General features: G+C 75.2%; 14 protein-coding genes. 4 read left to right on the forward strand and 10 right to left on the reverse strand.

Annotation, left to right across the window (positions count from 1 at the left end; translation table 11 throughout):
* Nucleotides 1-122: 122 nt before the first annotated feature.
* The 4 genes from BD833_RS10325 to BD833_RS10340 all read right to left on the reverse strand — a co-directional run bounded on the left by BD833_RS10325 (nucleotide 123) and on the right by BD833_RS10340 (nucleotide 5,464).
* Complete coding sequence (locus BD833_RS10325; protein ID WP_166533032.1) at nucleotides 123-1,490, reverse strand: glucose-6-phosphate dehydrogenase; 1,368 nt, start codon at nucleotides 1,488-1,490, stop codon at nucleotides 123-125.
* On the reverse strand, nucleotides 1,487-3,343 hold the full coding sequence (locus tag BD833_RS10330; protein ID WP_243737576.1) for a glycoside hydrolase family 15 protein: 1,857 nt from the start codon (nucleotides 3,341-3,343) through the stop codon (nucleotides 1,487-1,489). The genes BD833_RS10325 and BD833_RS10330 overlap by 4 nt, the downstream gene beginning before the upstream one ends.
* A 286-nt stretch (nucleotides 3,344-3,629) precedes the next feature.
* Complete coding sequence (locus BD833_RS10335; protein WP_166533034.1) at nucleotides 3,630-4,301, reverse strand: response regulator transcription factor; 672 nt, start codon at nucleotides 4,299-4,301, stop codon at nucleotides 3,630-3,632.
* Complete coding sequence (locus BD833_RS10340; RefSeq protein ID WP_166533035.1) at nucleotides 4,298-5,464, reverse strand: sensor histidine kinase; 1,167 nt, start codon at nucleotides 5,462-5,464, stop codon at nucleotides 4,298-4,300. The genes BD833_RS10335 and BD833_RS10340 overlap by 4 nt, the downstream gene beginning before the upstream one ends.
* 172 nt (nucleotides 5,465-5,636) lie before the next feature.
* On the opposite strand from BD833_RS10340, the gene BD833_RS10345 reads away from it, so the two are divergent.
* Nucleotides 5,637-7,817 carry an MMPL family transporter gene (locus BD833_RS10345; RefSeq protein WP_166533036.1) on the forward strand — a complete coding sequence of 727 codons (2,181 nt, stop codon included), beginning with the start codon at nucleotides 5,637-5,639 and terminating at the stop codon, nucleotides 7,815-7,817.
* Between the two features lie 39 nt (nucleotides 7,818-7,856).
* Here BD833_RS10345 and BD833_RS10350 read toward each other — a convergent pair whose 3' ends face one another.
* Together BD833_RS10350 and BD833_RS10355 are read right to left on the reverse strand one after the other, a co-directional pair.
* Entirely contained in the window at nucleotides 7,857-8,621 is a 765-nt protein-coding gene (locus tag BD833_RS10350; RefSeq protein ID WP_243737577.1) for an aldo/keto reductase, read from the reverse strand.
* Between the two features lie 106 nt (nucleotides 8,622-8,727).
* On the reverse strand, nucleotides 8,728-9,579 hold the full coding sequence (locus tag BD833_RS10355; protein ID WP_208092557.1) for a helix-turn-helix transcriptional regulator: 852 nt from the start codon (nucleotides 9,577-9,579) through the stop codon (nucleotides 8,728-8,730).
* 104 nt (nucleotides 9,580-9,683) lie between these two features.
* Here BD833_RS10355 and BD833_RS10360 point away from each other — a divergent pair, with 104 nt between their 5' ends.
* Nucleotides 9,684-10,427 (forward strand): NADPH-dependent FMN reductase, encoded by a 744-nt coding sequence (locus tag BD833_RS10360; RefSeq protein WP_166533039.1) that lies wholly within the window; start codon nucleotides 9,684-9,686, stop codon nucleotides 10,425-10,427.
* A gap of 96 nt (nucleotides 10,428-10,523) precedes the next feature.
* Here BD833_RS10360 and BD833_RS10365 read toward each other — a convergent pair whose 3' ends face one another.
* From BD833_RS10365 to BD833_RS10375, 3 genes are all read right to left on the reverse strand, one after another.
* Nucleotides 10,524-15,545, reverse strand: a complete 5,022-nt coding sequence (locus BD833_RS10365) for an NAD-glutamate dehydrogenase (protein WP_166533040.1) — start codon at nucleotides 15,543-15,545, stop codon at nucleotides 10,524-10,526.
* A 74-nt stretch (nucleotides 15,546-15,619) separates the two neighbouring features.
* Nucleotides 15,620-15,991: a phage holin family protein gene (locus BD833_RS10370; protein ID WP_166533041.1), complete on the reverse strand. Its 372-nt coding sequence runs from the start codon at nucleotides 15,989-15,991 to the stop codon at nucleotides 15,620-15,622.
* A 103-nt stretch (nucleotides 15,992-16,094) separates the two neighbouring features.
* Nucleotides 16,095-16,805, reverse strand: a complete 711-nt coding sequence (locus tag BD833_RS10375; RefSeq protein ID WP_166533042.1) for a GAP family protein — start codon at nucleotides 16,803-16,805, stop codon at nucleotides 16,095-16,097.
* An 84-nt stretch (nucleotides 16,806-16,889) separates the two neighbouring features.
* Between BD833_RS10375 and BD833_RS10380 the strand changes: the two genes are divergently transcribed.
* Nucleotides 16,890-17,489 carry a TetR/AcrR family transcriptional regulator gene (locus BD833_RS10380; RefSeq protein ID WP_166533043.1) on the forward strand — a complete coding sequence of 200 codons (600 nt, stop codon included), beginning with the start codon at nucleotides 16,890-16,892 and terminating at the stop codon, nucleotides 17,487-17,489.
* Between the two features lie 54 nt (nucleotides 17,490-17,543).
* Complete coding sequence (locus tag BD833_RS10385) at nucleotides 17,544-18,737, forward strand: ATP-binding protein (RefSeq protein WP_166533044.1); 1,194 nt, start codon at nucleotides 17,544-17,546, stop codon at nucleotides 18,735-18,737.
* Nucleotides 18,738-18,834: 97 nt separating this feature from the next.
* On the opposite strand, the gene BD833_RS10390 is transcribed toward BD833_RS10385, so the two are convergent.
* Nucleotides 18,835-20,601, reverse strand: a complete 1,767-nt coding sequence (locus BD833_RS10390) for a SpoIIE family protein phosphatase (protein ID WP_166533045.1) — start codon at nucleotides 20,599-20,601, stop codon at nucleotides 18,835-18,837.
* Nucleotides 20,602-20,738: the final 137 nt, after the last annotated feature.

A 20,738-nucleotide genomic window follows, 5' to 3' on the forward strand; every position in this document is an offset into this window, starting at 1 on the left:
CTACCACTCTCTAGCGCGGACGACAGACGACGCCAGAGTCGTCGATATGCGCATTCCTGCGCTTCTGAGCGCGTGAGAACTACCGGCATGCGCATATCGGCGGGAGTGGCCGGACGGGATCGTCAGGCGGGGCCGGCTGGTCCGTCGGAGCCGGCCGGGTAGTCGAGCAGCGGGACCTCGTCCGCGGCCCAGGCGGCCAGGATCGGCTCGACGATGCGCCAGGACTCCTCCGCCTCGACGTCGCTGATCGACAGCGCCGCCTCCCCGGCCAGCAGCTCCTCGAGCAGCAGGCCGTACGCCGACAGCGGGGTCGGCGGCAGGTCGACGGCGAGCGAGCGGCGTTCCAGGTCGAACGGGTCCCCGGCGCCGTTGAGGTTGAGCTCCAGGCTGATCCCGTCCGGGTCCAGCCGCAGCCGCAGCACGTCGGGCTCGGGGCCGGCGCCGTCGGGCTCGAAGGCCAGGTGGGGCACGGGCTTGAAGCGCAGCACGATCTCGTGCCGGTCGGCACCCAGGGCCTTGCCCGAGCGCAGCCGGAAGGGCACCCCGGCCCAGCGCCAGTTGTCGACCTCGACGGTGTACTCGGCGTAGGTCTCGGTGCCGCGGTCGGCCTGCACCCCGCGCTCGGCGGTGTAGTCGGGCAGCTGCCGGTCGCCCACCGTCCCGGCGGTGTACCGGGCGCGCACCGTGTCCCGCCGCATGTCCCGCGGCGGGCGGACGGCGCGGAGCACGTCGGCCTTGCGGGCGGCCAGGCTGCGCGCGTCCAGGGCGGCCGGGGGTTCCATCGCCACCACCGCCAGCATCTGCAGCAGGTGGTTCTGCAGCATGTCGCGCAGCGCACCGGCGGTGTCGTAGTAGCCGGCCCGGCCCTCCAGGCCCAGCGTCTCGTCGAACACGATGTCCACCCGCTCGAGGTGCTGGGCGTTCCACACCGGCTCGAACACCCGGTTGGCGAACCGCAGCCCGAGGATGTTGAGCACCGTCTGCATCGCGAGGAAGTGGTCGGTGCGGAACACCTGGTCCTCGGGCACCAGCCGGTGCAGCACCTCGTTGAGGTTCCGGGCATCGGCCAGGTTCCGGCCGAAGGGCTTCTCGACGGCGACCACGGTGCCCTCGGGCACCTCGCACTCCCGCAGCGCCTCCAGCGTGGGCAGGAAGACGGTGTTCGGCAGCGCCAGGTAGACCACCGGCACCCCGCCCGCCCGCTCGAGGGCGGCCCGCAGGTCCGCGGGCACCGTCACGTCGCCGTGCCGGTAGCCCAGCCACCCGATCAGCCGCTCCCTGGCCGCCTCGGGCACGCGGCCGGCGTGCTCGGCGAGCCGCGTGCGCGCCCAGTCGCGGTACTCCTCGTCGGACCAGTCCTCCCGGCTCACGGCCAGCACGGCCACCGGCTCGTCCAGCACGCCCGCCGCCACGAGCTCGGCCAGGCCCGGCAGCAGCAACCGGCCGGTGAGGTCGCCGGTGCCGCCGAGGACGACGAAGGACCGGTTCACCGGGCCGCTCCGTCCCGGGCGGCCAGCGCCCGACCGAGGTTCCAGCCGCTGCTGATCACGCCCACGTGGCTGAACGCCTGCGGGAAGTTGCCGAGGAACGCCCCGGTCGAGGGATCGATCTCCTCGGCGAGCAGCCCCAGCTCGGTGGCCCGGCCGCACAGCGAGTCGTACAGCTCCTGCGCCTCGTCCAGCCGGCCCTGCCCGGTGAGGTTGTCGACCAGCCAGAAGCTGCAGAGCAGGAACGCCCCCTCGCCGCCGGGCAGCCCGTCGGGTGAGGCGGTGTGCAGGTAGCGGTACAGCAGGCCGTCCCCGGCGTCGAGGTGCCGGCGCACCGCCTCGGTCGTCGCCACCATCCGCGGGTCGTCGGCCGGCACGAGCCGGCGCAGGGGCAGGGTGAGCAGCGAGCCGTCCAGACCCCCGCGGTCACCGCGGCCCGGGGGCGTCAGGTGCTCGGTGAACGTGCCGCGGTCGGGATCCCAGGCGTGCTCGAGGAGGGTGCTGCGGATCCGGTCGGCCTCGCGCCGCCACCGCTCTCCCGGGTGCGGCAGCCCGCAGAGCTCGCCGATGCGCACGGCCCGGTCGACGGCGACGTGGCACATGGCGACGGAGTAGGTGAACGGCCGGCCGGCGTCGCGGATCTCCCAGATCCCGTTGTCCGGGGTCGACCACTGGGCGATGGCCTGTTCGGTGAGGTCGCACAGCGCGCCCCAGAGGGGCGGGTCGAGCTGCCCTCCGGAGCGGGCCCACTGGTAGGCGACGTCGAGCAGCTCGCCGTAGACGTCGTTCTGCACCTGGCGGGCCGCGCCGTTGCCCCACCGCACCGGGCCCGATCCGCGGTAGCCGGAGAGGGCGAGGTCCTCCCACTCGATGCCCGGCCGCCGGCCGTCGAGGGTGTAGCAGATGCTCGCGCGGTCGTCCCGCTCGATGTTGCGCAGCGTCCAGGCCAGGAAGGCGTCGGACTCGTCCTGCATGCCGATCCGCCGCAGCGCGTAGCTGGAGAAGGCGGCGTCCCGCACCCAGGTGAACCGGTAGTCCCAGTTCCGGCTGCCGCCGATCTCCTCGGGCAGCGACGACGTCGCGGCCGCCATGATCGCGCCGGTGGGGGCGTGGTCGAGCAGCTTGAGGGTGAGCGCCGACCGGCGGACCAGGTCCTCCTGCGGGCCGGTGTAGCGGAGCCGGCCGGCCCAGCTGCGCCAGGCCGCCGCCGTCTGGTCGATCAGCCGCTCGGGCTGGGTGCGGGTCCGGGTGTGCGTCTCCCCCGACCACTGCAGGGCGACGGTCAGCTGCTCCCCCTCGCGCAGGGCCACCCGGCCGCTGAGGGCGCCGTTGCCCGCCACGGTGAGCGGGTGCGAGGAGGAGACGAGGATCTCCAGCTGCGGCTGCGCGGCCCAGAGGATCCGCCAGGCGCCCAGCTCGGGCCGCACCAGGACGCCGTCCATGGGCGCCAGCCGGATCTCCACCTCGACCGCTCCACCCACGGCGCGGGCCAGCCGGAGCAGCTCGCCGCGGCCGGAGGGCACCGGCTCGGCCAGGTCGGCGCCCGAGCGCAGCGTGAGGCAGTCGGTGAGCTCGAGCCGGCCGCCGTCCCCCTGCAGCTCGGTGACCAGGATCCCGGTGTCGGGCAGGTAGTGCTGGGCGGACTCCCGCAGGCCGACGGGGGCGATGCCGAAGCTGCCGCCGCGGTCGGTGTCGAGGATGCCGGCGAGGAACGGCCGGCTGTCGAAGTCCGGCAGGCACAGCCAGGGGATGCTGCCGTCCCGCGCCACGAGCGCGCAGGTGAGGCCGTCGCCGATCAGGCCGTGGTCCTCGATCGGCAGGTAGCCGTCGATGCGGGTCAGCGGGCGCAGCGGCACGGAACTCCCTCGGGTCGGTGGGCAGGGGACCTCCCGACCGTGCCCGCCCACGCACCCGCCAACCACCCCCGACATGACGGTCCGATGACTTGGGCCCTCTATCGCTCTCTAGCCGAGGCGCTAGACGGCCTCATGACCGCCGAGATGCGCACGACCGCGGGAAAGGTGCCGGTCACAGGCGCAGCCGTGCGCATCGGCGCGGGGTGCGCGGAGACCATGGGGCGCGGACGGGGAGGCGCGAGGCACCAATGTCGCGCCGGCGGGCCTCGTGCCCGACCGCGGCCGGTCAGTCCCCGGCCGGCTGGGCCGGCGGCAGCAGGCCGGCCTGCCAGGCCATCGCCACCAGCTGGGCACGGTCGCGCGCGGCGAGCTTGGTCAGCACCCGCCCGACGTGGGTGCGCGCCGTCGCCGGGCTCATGTGCAGCGCCCGCCCGATCTCCTCGTTCGACATACCGCGGGCGACCGCGACCAGCACCTCGCCCTCCCGGTCGGTCAGGTGCTGGAGGAGCCCGGAATCCGCCGGCGGCGGGGCGTGCAGCGCGGCGGCCAGCACGCTGCGGGTGACGGCGGGGTCGAGCACCGCCTCGCCGGCGGCGGCCGCGCGCACCGCCCGGCGCAGCGCGTCGGGCTCGGCGTCCTTGAGCAGGAAGCCGCTGGCGCCGGCGCGCAGGGCGCCGAAGACCAGCTCGTCGTCGTCGAAGGTGGTCAGCGCCAGGACGGACACCCCCTCCAGCGCGGGGTCGGCCACGATGCGGCGGGTGGTCTCGATGCCGTCGAGCACCGGCATCCGCAGGTCCATGAGCACGACGTCGACGTCGCGGGCTCCCCCCAGCCGGTGCAGCGCGGCGCGCCCGTCGCCCGCTTCGCCCACCACCTGCACGTCGTCGGCCCGGTCCAGCAGCGCGCGGATGCCGGCCCGCACCAGGGGCTGGTCGTCGACCACCAGCACGCGGATCACGGCTGCGCGCCGACCCGTTCGGCGGTCAGCGGGAGCACCGCGGTCACGGCGAACCCCCTGGCGTGCCGGTTGCCCACCGCCAGCCGGCCGCCCAGCAGCGCCACCCGCTCGCGCATCCCCTGCAGCCCGTGCCCGGCGGCACCGGTGCCCGGGTCGCCGGCGCCGTCGTCGGCCACCGTGACGGTGAGGTCGGCCGCCCCGTGCTCCAGGGTCACCGTCGCGGAGCGGGCGTGCGCGTGCCGGAGGACGTTGGTCAGCGATTCCTGCACCAGCCGGTGCACCGTCGCCTCGACGGCGGCGGGCAGCGGGCGCTCCACGCCGCGGACCTCGAGCCGGACGTCGAGGCCGGTCGACGCGGTGGCGGCGACCAGATCGGCGAGGTCGGCCATGCCCGCCGCCGGCTCGGCGCTCGTGGCGGCGTCCCCCCGCAGCAGCCCCACGGTGTCGCCGAGGTGGTGCAGCACGTCCCGGCTGACGGTGCGGATCGTCTCCAGCGACCGGCGGGCGGCCTCCCGGTCGTCGTCCAGCGCCTCGGCGGCCACGGCGGCGTGCAGGGTGACGATGGCGACCGCGTGGCCTAGCTGGTCGTGCACGTCGCGGGCGATCCGCAGCCGCTCGTCGGCCACCCGGCGCTGCGCCTCGGCCTCGCGCTCCTGCTCGGCCAGCCGCAGCCGCTGGTCGAGCTCGGCCTGCCAGCCCCGGCGCGAGCGCACGGCGTCGCCCAGCGCCAGCACCGCGGCGAGCAGCGCGAGGGACAGGGCGCCGTCGTAGCCGATGATGACCCCCGGGTCCACGTCCCGCTCGCCGCCCAGCAGCCGGAAGATCGTCGACAGGGCGAGGCCCGAGCCGCCCACCACCGCGCCCAGCCGCACCCGTCCGGCCTCGGCGACGGTGAACAGCGCGGGGGCGAGCGGCAGCGCCAGGCCGATCGCGGGATAGCCGGTCCAGTAGTAGCCGAAGAGCAGGGCGATGCTCAGCGCCAGCGCGGGCACGGGGGCCCGGCGGGCGAACAGCATCGGCAGGCCGACCACGGTCACGAGGGCGAAGGCAAAGGCATCGGGCGGCTTCGCCTCGACCTCGAGGTGGGCGGCCAGCGCGGCCCAGGCCGGCAGCACCGAGGCCAGCACGAGGACGACGTCGGTCCGCCCCGGGCGCCAGGTCATGCCGGGAGGCTAGGGCGTTCCCGGTGTGCCGGGAATCCGCGCGACGACGTAGTCCTCGCGGCAGGTGTACGCCGAGATCCGTAGCCAGGTCGGTCGGCGCAGCGGATCCCCCGGAGGCCCGGCGTTCCTAGCGTTCCCGGCGTCCTGTCCGGTCCAGCCCCTGGAGAACGCCGTGCTCGCCACTCTCGCCCGTTCCTGCGCCCGTGCCCGGTGGTCGGTCACGACCGTGTGGGTCACCGCCGTCGTCATGCTCTCGGTGCTCGCCGGGGCCTTCGCCGGCCCGACCAGCGACGACTTCTCGCTGCCCGGATCGGAGAGCCAGCGGGCCTCCGACCTGCTCGCCGACGCCGGGTTCGAGGCGAGCGCCGGCACGCAGGCGCAGGTGGTGCTGCACGCGCCCGACGGCGTGGCGACGCCGCAGGTGCGGGCGGCGGTCGAGGACCTGGCCGCCGCGATCGAGGATGAGCTGCCCGGTGCGGAGGTGGTCAGCCCCTTCGCCCCGGGAGGCGATCGGCAGATCTCCCCCGGCGGGGACATCGCCTACCTGCAGGTCGATCTGCCGCACCGCGATCCGGCGGAGGTGGCCGCGTCCGGGGAGCAGCTCCTGGCGCTGGCCGACGACGTCGGCGTGGCCGGGCTGCAGGTCGAGCTGGGGCTGCAGGTGGAGGAGCAGGAGCCGGCCGGTGCGCCGGCCGAGGTGATCGGCCTGATCGCCGCCGCGGTGATCCTGCTGATCGCGTTCGGCTCCGTCGTGGCGATGCTGCTGCCGCTGGCCATCGGCGTCCTCGGGGCGCTCTGCGGTGTCGCCGGGGTGGAGCTGGCCGCGCACGTCATCGCGGTGCCCAGCTACGCCGGCGCGGCGGCCGGGATGATCGCCATCGGCGTCGGCATCGACTACGCACTGCTGGTGGTCACCCGGTTCCGGGAGGCACTGCACGACGGGCTGCCGGTGCCCGACGCGGTCGCCCTCGCGCAGCACACGGCGGGCCGGTCGGTGCTCTTCGCGGGCGTCACCGTGGTCATCGCCACCCTCGGTCTGGTCTTCATGGGCATCGAGCTGATCACCGGCATGGCGATCGGCATCGCGGCGGCGGTCCTGGTCGCCATGCTGGCCGCGGTGACCCTGCTGCCGGCCCTGCTCGGCATCGTCGGGCCCCGGCTGCAGCGCGCCCAGGCCCGACCACGGCGGCGGCTCGCCGGCGGCGGCGACGGCTCGGGTGCGGCAGCGGAGCGGTGGTCGCGGACGGTGCAGCGCCGGCCGGCGCTGTGGGTGGCCGGGGCGCTGGCCGCACTGGCAGTGCTGGCCGTCCCGGTGCTCGACCTGCGGCTCGGCTTCAGCGACGCCGGGACGATGCCCGAGGAGAGCAGCGCGCGCCAGGCCTACGACCTGGTCGCCGACGGCTTCGGACCGGGCGTGAACGGGCCGCTCGTCGTCGCCGTCGACGCCCCGTCCGGAGACGCCGAACCGCTCGCCGCGGACCTGGCCGCGGCGTTCGCCACCGACGGCGGAGTCGCGGCGGTGAGCCCGCCGGTGGTCTCCAGGGACGGCGGGACGGCTGTGCTGCAGGTGGTGCCGACCTCGGCGCCGCGGGACGAGGCGACGACCGACCTGGTGCACCGGCTGCGCGAGGACGTCGTCCCGCCGGTGGTGGCGGGAACCGGCGGTGAGGTGGCCATCGGCGGCGCGCAGCCGGCGGCGATCGACTTCGCCGACTACACCGCCCAGCGGCTGCCGCTGTTCCTGTCCGTCGTCCTCGGGCTGTCGTTCCTGCTGCTCGCGGTGGTCTTCCGGGGCCTGCTCGTGGCGCTCAAGGCGGTGGTGGTGAACCTGCTGTCGATCGGTGCCGCGTTCGGCGCGCTGGTGGCCGTGTTCCAGTGGGGCCGGCTGGCCGGTGCCCTCGGCATCGAGGGCACCGGGCCGATCGAGGCCTGGGTGCCGATGCTGCTGATCGCGATCGTGTTCGGCCTGTCGATGGACTACGAGGTGTTCCTGCTCTCGCGGATCCGCGAGGAGTACGACCGCACCGGGGACAACGCGGCGGCGGTCGCGACCGGGCTGGCCCGCACGGCCCGGGTGATCACCGCGGCCGCGGCGATCATGGTCTGCGTGTTCGGCAGCTTCGTCCTGGGCGCCGACCGGGACCTGCAGCTGTTCGGCTTCGGGCTCGCGGTGGCGATCCTCATCGACGCGACGCTCGTCCGGATGGTGCTCGTGCCGGCGACCATGGAGCTCCTGGGCCGCGCCAACTGGTGGCTGCCGGGGTGGCTGGACCGGCGGCTCCCGCACCTGACCGTCGAGGGTTCGGTGTCACTGCCGCGGGAGCCGGTCCGGGAGACGGCCGGGGTGCGGTGATGCGCCCGCCGTCGGGCCGGCCGACGCGCACCGCGACGTTCACGTCGGCATCGGCGCCGCGTCGAGGAGTCCGAGGTCGTCCGGGGACAGCCGGAGCGTCGCCGCGGCGGCGTTCGACTCGAGGTGCGCCACGCTCGTGCTGCCCGGGATCGGGACCACGGGCAACCCCCAGCGGCGGGACTGGTCGTGCAGCCAGGCCAGAGCCACCTGGGTCGCAGCGATGCCGTGTCGACGGGCGATGTCGCCGAGGACCGGCACCCGCCCGAGGCGTCCTCTCGCCAGCGGCGCGTAGGGGACGACGGCCGTGCCGAGCCGTGCGCAGGTGGGGAGTACGGCATCGATGCGACGGGCGGTCAGGGACCACTCGGACTGCAGGGCCGCGATGGGGAACACCGCGGACGCGGCCTCGAGCTCGGCGGCCGTGACCTCGCACAGCCCGACGTGCCGGATCTTGCCCGCCGTCACCAGGTCGCCGAGCGCGCCGACGGACTCGGTCAGCGGAACGTCCGGATCGCGGCGGTGCAGGTAGTACAGGTCGATCACCTCGACATCCAGTCGGGCGAGGCTGCGCTCGCAGGCCGCGCGGAGGACTTCCGGACGCCCGTGGCAGGAGTAGGTGCCGTCCGGCTCGGCGCGCACGCCGCCCTTGGTGGCGAGGAAGACGTGCCGGCGGCGGCCCCGGATGGCGGCGCCCACGAGCTGCTCGTTGCTCCCGCTCCCGTACATCTCGGCGGTGTCGAGCATGCGGACGCCGAGGTCCACGGCCCGGGCGATGACCGCCCGGGCGCTGAGCGGATCGTCCATGCGCATGCACCCGAGCCCCTGCACGGGAAGGTCGGGCGGGGAGCCCCGTCGTCGACCGCCCTCCGTGGGGCCCGAGGTCATGACGCCTCCCTGGGGCATCGCCGGCTCAGCTGCTGACCGAGCGCAGCGCACCGGGTCGGCGACCGGCCAGGCGGTCCAGACGTTCCGCGCTGGCGGTGTCGGCGGGCAGGTGGACCACCAGCCGCTGGTAGTCGCCGTCGGTGAGCTCCAGCGGCTCGAGGACCAGGCGCAGTGCTCCGACGTCGGGGTGGGCGATCGCCGTCACGCGGGACCGCCGCTGGGCGAGCGGCCGCTGCTTCCACCGGTCGCTGAAGGTCGAGCCCGCAACGGTGCTGATCCGCTCGGCGAGGGCATCGGTCGCCGGGTCGCCCCGACGGAACCCGTGCAGGAAGGCGACCTGCTCGTCGAGGACCTCCGACCAGTCGGGATAGGCCTCGCGGGCCCGCGCGTCGGTGGCGGTGTACCAGAGCAGGTTGGGCACCTCGCCGTCGAGCAGCCCCAGGGGGCGGGACAGCCGGTCGTACGCGGAGTTCCAGGCCAGCACGTCGAGCAGGTGGTTGACGACCACGGCCGGAGCCGGATCGAGTCGATCCAGCAGGGTGCGGACCGGGCTGCGCACGTGCCGGGCGGCCGATACCCCGCCCTGCGTGCACAGTTCGGTGCCCTGGCTCACCGTGGCGAGCTGCTGGAGGTGGTCACGGTCGGCGTCGTCCATGCGCAGGGCGGTGGCGAGCGCGGCGAGCACCTGGACCGACGGCCGCGTGTCACGTCCCTGCTCGAGGCGAACCAGGTACTCCACGCTGATCCCGGCGAGGGTGGCCAGCTCCGCTCGCCGCAGTCCCGGCGTGCGCCGGCGCGAGCCGGCGGCCAGTCCCACGTCCTCGGGGCGCACCGCTTCACGGCGGCTGCGGAGGAAGTTCCCCAGCTCTCCGGTCATCACCTGCGCCAGTGTGGCCTTCGGGCGGCCAGGGTGGGTGGCCCTCTCGGGGCCACTCTCGACACGGCCTCCCCGACGAAGGCCGTCGCGCCCACCGTGACGGCATGACCTCCGAGTTCACGAGCGAGACGATCGACGCGTCCACGACGGCGGGCACGACCCGCGTCGGGCTGGTGGTGGGCAGCACCCGCCCGGGGCGGAAGGCCGCAACGGTCGCCGACTGGGTGCTGGACGGGGTGCGGGCGCACCCGCGGGTGCGCTCCGGGGACGTCGAGTTCGCCGTGCTCGACCTGGCCCGGGTCGCGCTGCCGATGCTGGACGAGCCGCTGGCGGCCGCGTTCGGCCGGTACCAGCACGAGCACACCCGGCGCTGGGCCGCGACGGTGGCCTCCTGCGACGCCTTCGTCTTCGTGACCCCGGAGTACAACCACTCCATCCCGGCGGCGGTGAAGAACGCCATCGACTACCTGTATGCCGAGTGGCACCACAAGGCCGTGGGCGCCGTCAGCTACGGACTCGCCGGCGGGGTGCGCGCCGTCGAGCACCTCAGGACCGTCCTGGTCGAGGTCAAGGCCGTCCCCGTGAGTGCCCAGGTGGCCCTGTCGGTCTTCGACGACTTCAGCTATGCCAACCCCGCCGATCCCACCGACCCCGGGGTGGTGGCCGCCCGTCCGCACCAGGACGCGGTGCTGCAGGATCTGCTCGAGGAGCTCCTCGCCCACAGTCGAGCCCTGGCGCCGCTGCGGGGCAGTGCGCGGCGTCAGGCCGACGGCGCGGGCGATCACGACAGTGGCTCCGCCGCCGACCCCGTCGGAGCCGACGGCGGCCAGCCCGTCGGTGCGCTCTAGCGGACTGCGCCCTCCGCAGAGCTGGTCAGGCCCTTGGGTCCGGACGTCTCCCAACTTCCCCGGATGCCGTCGTCGGCCGTGGCTCGGGATCGGTGCTCAGCCCGGCTGCTTCTCCTCGGGGCGCGGCAGGCGGCGGGCCTGCCGGCGGCGGCGCAGCCCGCGCAGGGTCCGGACGGCGACCAGCAGCTCGGCCAGCTCCTGCCGGTCACCGGAGGTGATGTCGGCGAGCTGGGCGGCGGCCCGGCGCTGGGCGGCGTCCCAGCCCTCCTCCCACCGGGTGACGAGCTCGTCGGGCGGCTCGTTCTCCGCGGTCCGCAGGCTGAGCACGTCCTCCGTGAGCGAGGACTGCTCCATGGCGAGGTCGTCGCGCAGCGAGGCGCGGGCCATCGACGGCCAGCGCCGGTCCCGCGGCAGGGCGGTGACCAGCTCGCGCAGCGCGACCAGGCCCAGCCGGTCGGCCAGGCGCTGCAGCACCTGTCCCGCCAGGGCCACCGGGGCACCGGTCCGCTCGGCGACGACGGCGAGGTCGAGCGCCGCCGGCACCAGCGGCGCGGCGGCCACCCGGGCGGCCAGCTCGGCAGGGAGACCGGCCTCCTGCAGCCGCTCCGCCCGCTCCGCGTACCCGGCCGCCTCGCTGCCCAGCAGCCAGCCGGGCAGCCCGGCCTGCACCTCCGCGACCGCCGCGGCGAACCGGACGGTCACCGCGGCGAGGGGCGGCGGGTTCTCCGCCGTGAGGTCGGGCTGGCGCAGCAGCCACCGGGTGGCCCGCTCCGCGAGCCGGGTCGCCTCGGTGCGCGCCTCCACCTGGGCGGCGGAGGCGACCCGGTTGTCCAGCGGGCGGACGGCGTCCCACATCCGGTCCACGCCGAACACGGCCCGGGCGACGGCGTGCGCCCGCACCACCGTGTGCAGGGGCACCCCCGTCTCCTCGGCCAGCCGGAACAGCCCGGTGATGCCGGCGACGTTCACCGCCCGGTTGGTGAGGACGGTGGCGATGATCTCCCGGCGCAGCGGGTGGTCGGTCACCGCCGCGGGGAACCGCTCCCGGAGCGGAGCGGGGAAGTAGCCGACCAGCAGCTCCTCCAGGGCGGGGTCGTCGGGCAGCGAGGAGGCCACCACCGCGTCCCCGGTCTGCAGCTTGGCGTAGGCCAGCAGCACCGACAGCTCCGGGCCGGTCAGCGCCTGCCCGTCGCGCCGCCGTTCGGCCAGCCCGCGGCCGTCGGGCAGGAACTCCACCGCCCGGTTCAGCCGGCCCGAGCGCTCCAGCGACCGGATGAACCGCTCGTGCGCGTCGAGCAGGCCGCGGGCCGAGGCGGTCTCCACCGCGAGGGTCGCGTTCTGCGCGTGGTTGTGGGCGAGGACGGCGACCGCGACGTCGTCGGTCATCTCCCCCAGCAGCGCGGCCCGCCCCTCGGGGTCGATGCGGCCCTCGTCGACCACCCGGTTCAGGGCGATCTTGATGTTGACCTCGTGGTCGGAGGTGTCGACGCCGGCGGAGTTGTCGATGGCGTCGTTGTTCACCCGCCCACCGGCCAGGGCGTACTCCACCCGGCCGCGCTGGGTGAGCCCCAGGTTGCCGCCCTCGCCGACGACGCGGACCCGCAGCTGCCCGCCGTCCACCCGCACCGCGTCGTTGGCCTTGTCGCCCACCTCGAGGTGGCTCTCCGTCGCCGCCTTCACGTAGGTGCCGATCCCGCCGTTGAACAGCAGGTCGACCGGCGCCAGCAGGATCGCGCGGATCAGCTCGACCGGGGTCAGGGCGGGAACGTCGCCGGGCAGGCCCAGGGCCGCGCGCATCTCCTCCGACACCGGCACCGACTTCGCCGTGCGCGGCCAGACGCCGCCGCCGGCGCTGATCAGCGCGGGGTCGTAGTCGGCCCACGAGGAGCGCGGCAGCTCGAACAGCCGCTGCCGCTCGGTGAACGACCGCGCCGCGTCGGGGGCGGGGTCGACGAACACGTGCCGGTGGTCGAAGGCGGCGACCAGGCGGATGTGCTCGGACAGCAGCATCCCGTTGCCGAAGACGTCGCCGGACATGTCGCCGACGCCGACCACGGTGAAGTCCTGGCTCTGCACGTCCAGGTCGAGCTCGCGGAAGTGCCGGGTGACCGACTCCCAGGCGCCGCGGGCGGTGATGCCCATGGCCTTGTGGTCGTAGCCGACCGACCCGCCGGAGGCGAACGCGTCACCCAGCCAGTAGCCCCGCTCGAGGGCCACCGAGTTCGCCAGGTCCGAGAACGTCGCCGTCCCCTTGTCGGCGGCGACCACGAGGTAGCTGTCGTCGCCGTCGTGCCGCACCACCTTCTCCGGGGGGACGACGGCGCCGTCGACCAGGTTGTCGGTCAGCGACAGCAGGGCGCCGACGAAGATCCGGTAGCAGGCCTGCCCCTCGGCGACCACCTCGTCCCGGGAGGCGCCGTCCGGCGGCGGGTTCTTGACGACGAACCCGCCCTTGGCGCCGGTCGGCACGATGACGGTGTTCTTCACCATCTGCGCCTTGACCAGGCCGAGGATCTCGGTGCGCAGGTCCTCGTGCCGGTCGGACCAGCGCAGGCCGCCGCGGGCGACCTTGCCGAAGCGCAGGTGCACCCCCATCACCCGCGGTGAGCTCACCCACACCTCGTGCGCCGGCCGCGGCTCGGGGAGGTCGGGGACGCCGGAGGGGTCGAGCTTGAGGGCCAGCGCGGGGCGGGCTGGGGACGACATCGCGTAGTACGTGGTCCGCTGCGTCGCGACGACGGCGGCGAGCAGCGAGCTCAGCACGCGGTCGGCGTCGAGCGAGGCGACCTCGCCGATGGCCCCCCGCAGCGCCTCGACCAGCTCTGCCTGCCGCGCCTCCCGGCCGCTGCGGCCGGGGGAGAAGCGCGTCTCGAACAGCGCCACCATGCGGGCGACGACGCCCGGGTGGGCTGCCAGGGTCCGCTCGACGTAGGCCTGGCTGAAGGGCAGCCCGGCCTGCCGGAGCCACTGCACGTACGCCCGGACGACGGTGACCTGGCGCCAGTTGAGGCCGGCGAGCATGACGAGCGCACCGAGGCCGTCGTCCTCGGCCTCCCCGCGCCAGACGGCGGCCACGGCCTCGGTGAACCGCTCGGGCAGCGACCGCAGCAGCGGCAGGTCGACCGGCGGGACGGCGACGCCGAAGTCGTAGATCCAGGTCGGGGGTGCGCCGATCCGGTCGATCTCGTAGGGCCGCTCGTCGACGACCTCGACGCCCATGTGCTGCAGCACCGGCAGGATCTGCGACAGCAGCAGCCGCTCGCCGACCCGGTACACCGACAGCCGCCGCTCCCCGGGTGCCGCGCCGGCCGGGGTCCAGAGCCGCAGCCCGAGGTCGCCCGGTGCCAGCCCGTCCAGCCGGGCCAGGTCCTCGACCGCCCGGGTGGCGGGGAAGTCCTCCTGGTAGGCGGCCGGGAAGGCGTCGGCCACGCGGGCGAACACCGTCTCGGCCTCGGCCGGATACCGCTCGGCGAGGGCTTCGGCGAGGTCGTCGGTCCAGCTCCGCGCCGCCGCGGCGAGCTCGGCCTGCAGAGCCTCGACGTCGACGTCCACCGGCTGGGTGGCGCCCGTGCGGCCGACCGGCAGCCGGACGACGAAGTGCAGCCGGGCCAGCACCGACTCGGTGGAGCGGGCGGTGAACTCCACGCCGGAGCCGCCGAGGCGCTCGAGCAGCAGCTGCTGCATCGCCACGCGGACCTCGGTCGTGTAGCGGTCGCGCGGCAGGTAGACCAGCGCCGACCAGAACCGCCCGGTCGCGTCCTGGCGGAGGAACAGCCGGGTCTGCCGGCGCTCCTGCAGCTGCAGGACGGCCATCGCGACGGGCAGCAGCTCGTCCGCGCCGACCTGCATCAGCTCGTCGCGCGGATAGGTCTCCAGGACCTCGAGCAGCTGCTTGCCGGTGTGGCTGTCGGCGGGGACGCCGGAGCGGCGGACCACCTCCTCGACGCGGCGGCGCACGAGCGGGACGTCGAGCACGCTGGTGCCGTAGGCGGTCGAGGGGAACAGCCCGACGAAGCGGCGGCGCCGGGTCACCGCGCCGGCCGAGCCGGGCAGGGTGACCGCCACCAGGTCCAGCCACGCCCGGCGGTGCACCGACGAGCGGCTGTCGGCCTTGGTGACGGTGAGCAGGTGGCGCCCGGTGAGGCCGGCCGCCTCCGGGGGCACCTTGGCCGTGCGGGTCATGTCGGCGTCGCTGCGGAGCACGCCGAGGCCGGTGCCGGGCACCGGGCGGGCGGCGTCCTCCCCGTCGCGGGCGACCTCGACGTCCCGGGCGCCCAGGAGGACGAAGTTGCCCTCGGCCAGCCACCGCAGCAGGGCCGCCGCCTCGGCGGGGTCGTCCGCGGGGTCGCCGTCGGGCCCGGGCGCGGCGGTGCCGGCGGCGGCGAGCTCGTCCAGCTCGGTGGCGAGGTCGAGCATCCGGCTGCGCATCCGGTCCTCGTCCTCGTCGACGGCGCGCACGTCGTCGAGGACGGTGCGCAGCCCGGCGACCAGGTCGGCGGCGGACTCCTCGTCGAGGGAGCGGTCGAGGACGACGGCCATCCACGACTCGGCCAGCGCGTCCGTGCCGCACCCGGTGGCGGTGGCCGCGTCGTAGAACGCCGTGATCCGGCCGGAGGGGTCGCGGCGGACCACGACGATCGGGTGGACGATGTGCGCGAGCCCGACGCCCTGGCGCACGACCTCGGCGGTCACCGAGTCGACCAGGTAGGGCATGTCGTCGGTGACCAGCCGGACCACGGTCCGGCCGCCGGGCCCGCCGGGCAGCCACTGGACGTCGACGGTGGCGGCACCGGGGAGCCGCACCTCGGCCAGCCGCAGGTGCCCGAGGGCCAGGGCGGCCAGGTCGGCGGGGTCGGCGCTCAGCACCTCGTCGGCGGGCTCGCTCCAGTAGTACCGCCGCAGGAACGACGGGAGCTCCTCGGGCTCGCAGCCGGGCGGCAGCGCCACGGCGCCCTGCTCGGCCTCCGCGGCCGCGGTGGCGGCCGCCTCGCGCAGGATCCGCTTCTTCTCGTCGCGCCCGGCCTCGAGGGCGGCCAGCCCGGCGAGGCCGCCGGCCGCCGGGCCGCCGTCCTGGTCGCGGGACGGGGCTTCCGGGACGACACCGGTGTCACTCGCCATGTTCGGCCACGGTACTGCTCCCCGTGAGCGCCGTCACGGCGGCGGGGGGGCGGCGCGGCGCAGCGGGCTCGTGCTCAGCTGTCGAGCATCTGGTCGGCCGCCCAGCCGACGATGGCGAAGATCAGCCCGCCGATGACGGCCGTCCCGAAGCCGTCGATCGTGAGGCGGTCGGTGATCGCCGCGGTCAGGCCCAGCAGCGCCGCGTTGATGATCAGCAGGAACAGGCCGAGGGTGAGCAGCAGGAACGGCAGCGACAGCAGCCGCAGCACCGGGCCGACGACGGCGTTCACGATGCCGAAGATGAGCCCGATCCACAGGTAGCTGCCGTACTCCCCCAGCGGACCGTCCGGATTGGCCAGCACCTCCAGGCCGGGCAGCACGTCGAAGTAGGTCAGCCCGTAGAAGGCCGCCGCGAAGATGACGACCTTGAGCAGGAACTTGATCACGGCGGCCACGCTAGCCGGGCGGGCTCGCCGACCGGGGGATCTGACCGCGTCTGCCGCTGTCTAGGGTCGCTGCTAGAGAGCCGCGGACGAGGCTCGCGACCGGTCAGGTCAGCGGGAAGGCGCCGCCGGCGACGTACAGGCCGAGCAGGAAGAGCACCCAGGCCAGCGTCTCCCCCGAGTTCCGGGACATCCAGCCCTCCAGCCGGCCGAGCGCCGGGCTGAGCCGGTCGCCCAGCGCGGTGCGGACGCCGAGCAGCACCAACGCGGGCAGCACCATGACCAGGCAGTAGCCGGTCAGGACGGCGAGCGAGGCGAGCGGCCCGAGCCCGGAGGCGGTGAGCAGGGCGATCGCGGCGAGGTAGGGGACCATCGACGCCGCCTCGATGCCGGCGGCCGTGACCGCGAGGAGCACCACGGCGCGCCGCGGGCCGTCGCCGCGCGCGCCGTCCCGCAGCCGGGCCAGCCGGCCGGGGCCGCGGGCGGCCCGCGCGGCGCGCTTGCGCTCCTTGCCGGCCGCCGTCCAGGGCTCGATGGTCAGGCCGAGCACGACGAGCACGACGCCGACGACCAGCTGCGCGATCCGGCCCGCCGGGCTCTCCAGCGCGTCGCCCACCGGGTCGAGGAGCGCTCCGGCGCCCAGCTGGAGGGCGACGCCGAGGGCCAGGTAGAAGCCGGCCACCGTGCCCAGGAACAGCAGGACCCGGCCGACCCGCACCCGGCCGGGAGCCAGGAGGAACCACAGCGGCAGCACCAGGGTGCCCACGCTGGTGCTGTCCACCAGGGCGAGCACGACCAGCGACACCAGCAGCTCCACGGACCCCCCCCCCCCCCCCCCCCCCCCCCCCCCCCCACGAGTGTGCTGCCAACGAAATTAGCACAGTCGTGCTATCAACGAGCCGTGCCCAGGGTCGTCGATGCCGAGCAGCGCCGGCAGCAGCTGGCCGAGGCCGTCTGGCGGGTCATCCGGCGCGACGGCGTCACCGGCGCCTCGGTGCGCGCCGTGGCCCGGGAGGCCGGCACCTCGATGGGCGCCCTGCGGCACTGGTTCGCCACCCAGGACCAGCTGCTCTCCTTCGCGATGACGCTGGTCGTGGAGCGCGCCCGCGACCGGATCACGGCGGTGCTCCGCGCCGGCGCACCGCTGCGCGACCAGGTGCTCGCCGTGCTGGAGGAGACCCTCCCCCTCGACGACGAACGGCGCGCGGAGGGCGAGGTCTGGCTGGCCCTCACCGCCCGCGCCCTCGTCGACGCCGACCTGGCGGCCCTGCGCGACCGGGCGGCCACCGAGCTCTCCGGCCTCTGCGCCGCGGTGGTGGATGCGCTGGCCGAGGCCGGGGAACTCGCCGAGGGCGTGGACGCGGCGCTGGAGGCCGAGCGCCTGTACGCGGTGCTGGACGGGCTGGCCGTCCACGCGATCACCCGGCCGTCGGCGCTGCCGCCCGCACGGGTGCGCGAGGTGCTGGCGGCGCACCTGGCGGAGCTGCGCGACACGCGCTAGGTCGTTCTACCGATCTCTAGCCGCATCCCTAGACATGGCCATACGGTGGTCGACATGGACCCGGTGCGGAACCCCTACGCCCCCGGCGCCGGGCAGCGCCCGCCCGAGCTGGCCGGCCGGGACGGCGAGCTCTCGGCCTTCGACGTCGTCCTGGAGCGGATCGCGCGGGGCCGGCCGGAGCGGTCGCTGGTGCTCACCGGGCTGCGCGGCGTCGGCAAGACGGTGCTGCTCAACCAGCTGCGGTCGGCCGCGATCGCCCGCGGCTGGGGCACCGGGAAGATCGAGGCCCGCCCCGAGCAGTCGCTGCGCCGGCCGGTCTCCTCCGCGCTGCACATGGCGCTGCGCGAGCTGGGCCCCCGCCACGGCGACCAGGAGTCGGTGGCCGAGGTGCTCGGCGTCGTCAAGGCCTTCGCCCAGCGGGTCAATCCGGCGGAGGCGAAGGTCCGCGACCGCTGGCAGCCGGGCATCGACGTCCCGGCGGCCACCGGGCGGGCCGACTCCGGGGACATGGAGATCGACCTGGTCGAGCTGCTCACCGACGCCGCCGGGGTGGCCGCCGACATCGGCAGCGGCATCGCGCTGTTCATCGACGAGATGCAGGACATCCAGCCCGACGACGTCTCCGCCGTCTGCGCCGCCTGCCACGAGCTCTCGCAGCAGGGCGCGCCGCTGATCGTCGTCGGGGCCGGTCTCCCCCACCTGCCGGCCGTCCTCTCGGCGTCCAAGAGCTACTCCGAGCGGCTGTTCCGCTACCTGCGCATCGACCGCCTCGACCGGGCGGCCGCCGACCGGGCGCTGCTGGCGCCCGCGGAGCGCGAGGACGTCAGCTTCGAGCCCGACGCCCTCGACGCCCTGTACGACGCCGCCGACGGCTACCCGTACTTCGTGCAGGCCTACGGGAAGGTGACGTGGGACGTCGCGGCCTCCTCCCCCATCACCGCCGCCGACGTCGCGATGGCCGCGCCGGTGGCCGAGGCCGAGCTCGCCGTGGGCTTCTTCGGCTCCCGGTACGACCGGGCCACCCCGGCCGAGCGGGAGTACATGCACGCCATGGCGCAGCTGGGCGGGCCGGGCGGCGCGGCGGTGGCGACGTCGGAGGTCGCGGTCTCCCTCGGCCGCAAGCCCGCCTCCCTCTCCCCCGCGCGGGACTCGCTGATCAAGAAGGGCCTGGTCTACTCCGCCGAGCGCGGCCAGATCGCGTTCACCGTGCCGCACTTCGGCCGGTACCTGCTGCGCCACCCCGACTGAGAGCGGACCACCCCTCCTCCCACCGGGGTTGACGGGTGGTTGCGCTGGGCAACGGCGCGGGGTGCCGGACCGGCCATCGAGCGGGCCGGCGCCTGAGTCAGCCGCTGTCGCCCCCCGGCGGCAGGACCTCCGGACCGGCCTCCAGCGGCCGGGGCCGGTTCATCGGGTGGGCCCGCACGGCGAGGACGGCGACGTCGTCCTCCGCCCCGTCCCCCAGCATCTCCGCGAGCAGGCGGTCGCAGAGCTCGGTCAACGACAGCCCGGCCGACGCGGCCAGCACCGCGCGCACCTTCGCCCGGCCCTCGTCCAGCGGCAGCCCCCGGCGCTCGAACAGGCCGTCGGTGAAGAGGACGAGCGTGCTGCCGTCCGGCATGCCCACGTCCCCGTCGGCCAGCTCACCGACCCAGCCGGTGCCGAGCGGGGGGCCGACCCGCACCCGCAGGTCGCGCACCTTCCCGTCGGCCAGCAGGAGCACCGGGTCGGGGTGGCCGGCCGACGCCCAGCGCAGCCGGCGCCGCCCGGTCGGGGCCAGCTCCACCCGGCAGACGAGGGCCGTGGCCATGGCGGGCACGGCCAGCCCCACCATCGCCTCGTCCACCCGGCGCAGCAGCCCGGTCGGCTCCTCCCGCCGGTCGAAGGCGATCGCGCGCACCAGCGTCTTGACCTGGCCCATGGCAGCCGCTGCCTCGACGTCGTGGCCCATCACGTCGCCGATGACGAGCACGGTGTTCCCGTCGGGCTGCAGGAAGGCGTCGTACCAGTCGCCCCCGATGGAGACCCCCCGGGTGGCCGCGCGGTAGCGCACCGCCAGCTCCAGGTGGTCCGGCTGGACGGGCGGGGAGAGCAGGCTCAGCTGGAGTCGTTCGGCCACCTGGTGGTTGACCGCGACCAGCCGCGCGTTGTCGAGGGCCAGCGCCGCCCGCCGCGAGGCGATCTCGGCGGTGCGCAGCTCGGTGGGGGTGTGCGGGCCGCGGTCCGCGCCGTTGACCAGCGTCAGCGCCCCGAACACCTCACCGCGGGCGACCAGTGGGAAGGCGGCGACGGCTCCCGGCCGCAGCGGCTCCAGCGCGGCCCGGCTGACCGGGTCGCCCACCATCGTGGTGACGTGCTCCTCGGTCAGCTGCGGGATGACCACCGGGCGGGCGCTGCGCAGCGCCACCGGCACCGGCGCGGTCGAGCGGTTGGAGGCGACCCGGGCGTCGGCGTACCGGTGCATGGCCTCGACGAGCGCGGGGTCGCGGTGTGCCCGGCCGACGTCCCGCCGGATCCCGCCGGGGCCGACCACGCTGACCAGGCACCAGTCGGCCAGCTGCGGCACCGAGAGCTCGGCGAAGCGCTGCACCGCCTCGTCGGTGTCGTGCGTGGACGTCATCGCCAGGTTGATGTCCCCCAGCAGCATCAGGTGCCGACCGGCCTCCTCGGCGTCCGCGGCGGCCCGGGCGGCGGTCGCGACGGCCTGCTCGCGCGCCGCCACGGCGGCGACCCGCTCGTCCTCGGCCAGGCGGCGGGCGGTGATGTCGTCGTAGCTCACGACCAGCCCGGCGTCGGTCAGGAACGCATCGGCGTGGAACCACTTGCCCAGGGGGGCGAACCAGGTCTCGACCGCGTCTGCCCGGCCGGTCGCGCGGACCCGCCGGTAGAGCTCCTCGAACGGCCCGCCGACGGCCTCGGGGAACTCCACCCAGATGTCGGCGCCGAGCAGGCCGTCGACGGTGCGGTCGAGCACCTTCGCACCGGCCGGGTTGACGTAGCTGAACCGCCAGTCGGCGTCCAGCACGAACAACGGCCGGTCCATGCCCTCGACGGCGTGCAGGAGCAATGCACCGAGCGATCGCGCCGCGTCGTCCAGGGTCGTACCGCCCACGGTGCTCCGTCCCGCCGCACGGTCGGCAGCCTGGACGATCAGACTGACGGTCGACCGGGGTGAATGCAATCACCGGCTCCCCCGCACCCCCCGCGGGGGCGACAGCGCGGGACCGGTCACATCCGGGGTTGACAGCC

This window comes from Blastococcus xanthinilyticus (genome assembly GCF_008124835.1).
In the GTDB taxonomy this organism is placed as follows: domain Bacteria; phylum Actinomycetota; class Actinomycetes; order Mycobacteriales; family Geodermatophilaceae; genus Blastococcus; species Blastococcus xanthinilyticus.

Bases quoted from the DNA above. Each gene is read 5' to 3' on its own strand.
- BD833_RS10365 (WP_166533040.1), bottom strand. From the start codon at position 15,545: ATGGCGAGTGACACCGGTGTCGTCCCGGAAGCCCCGTCCCGCGACCAG.
- BD833_RS10360 (WP_166533039.1), top strand. From the start codon at position 9,684: ATGACCTCCGAGTTCACGAGCGAGACGATCGACGCGTCCACGACGGCG.
- BD833_RS10355 (WP_208092557.1), bottom strand. From the start codon at position 9,579: ATGACCGGAGAGCTGGGGAACTTCCTCCGCAGCCGCCGTGAAGCGGTG.
- BD833_RS10350 (WP_243737577.1), bottom strand. From the start codon at position 8,621: ATGGACGATCCGCTCAGCGCCCGGGCGGTCATCGCCCGGGCCGTGGAC.
- BD833_RS10385 (WP_166533044.1), top strand. From the start codon at position 17,544: ATGGACCCGGTGCGGAACCCCTACGCCCCCGGCGCCGGGCAGCGCCCG.
- BD833_RS10340 (WP_166533035.1), bottom strand. From the start codon at position 5,464: ATGACCTGGCGCCCGGGGCGGACCGACGTCGTCCTCGTGCTGGCCTCG.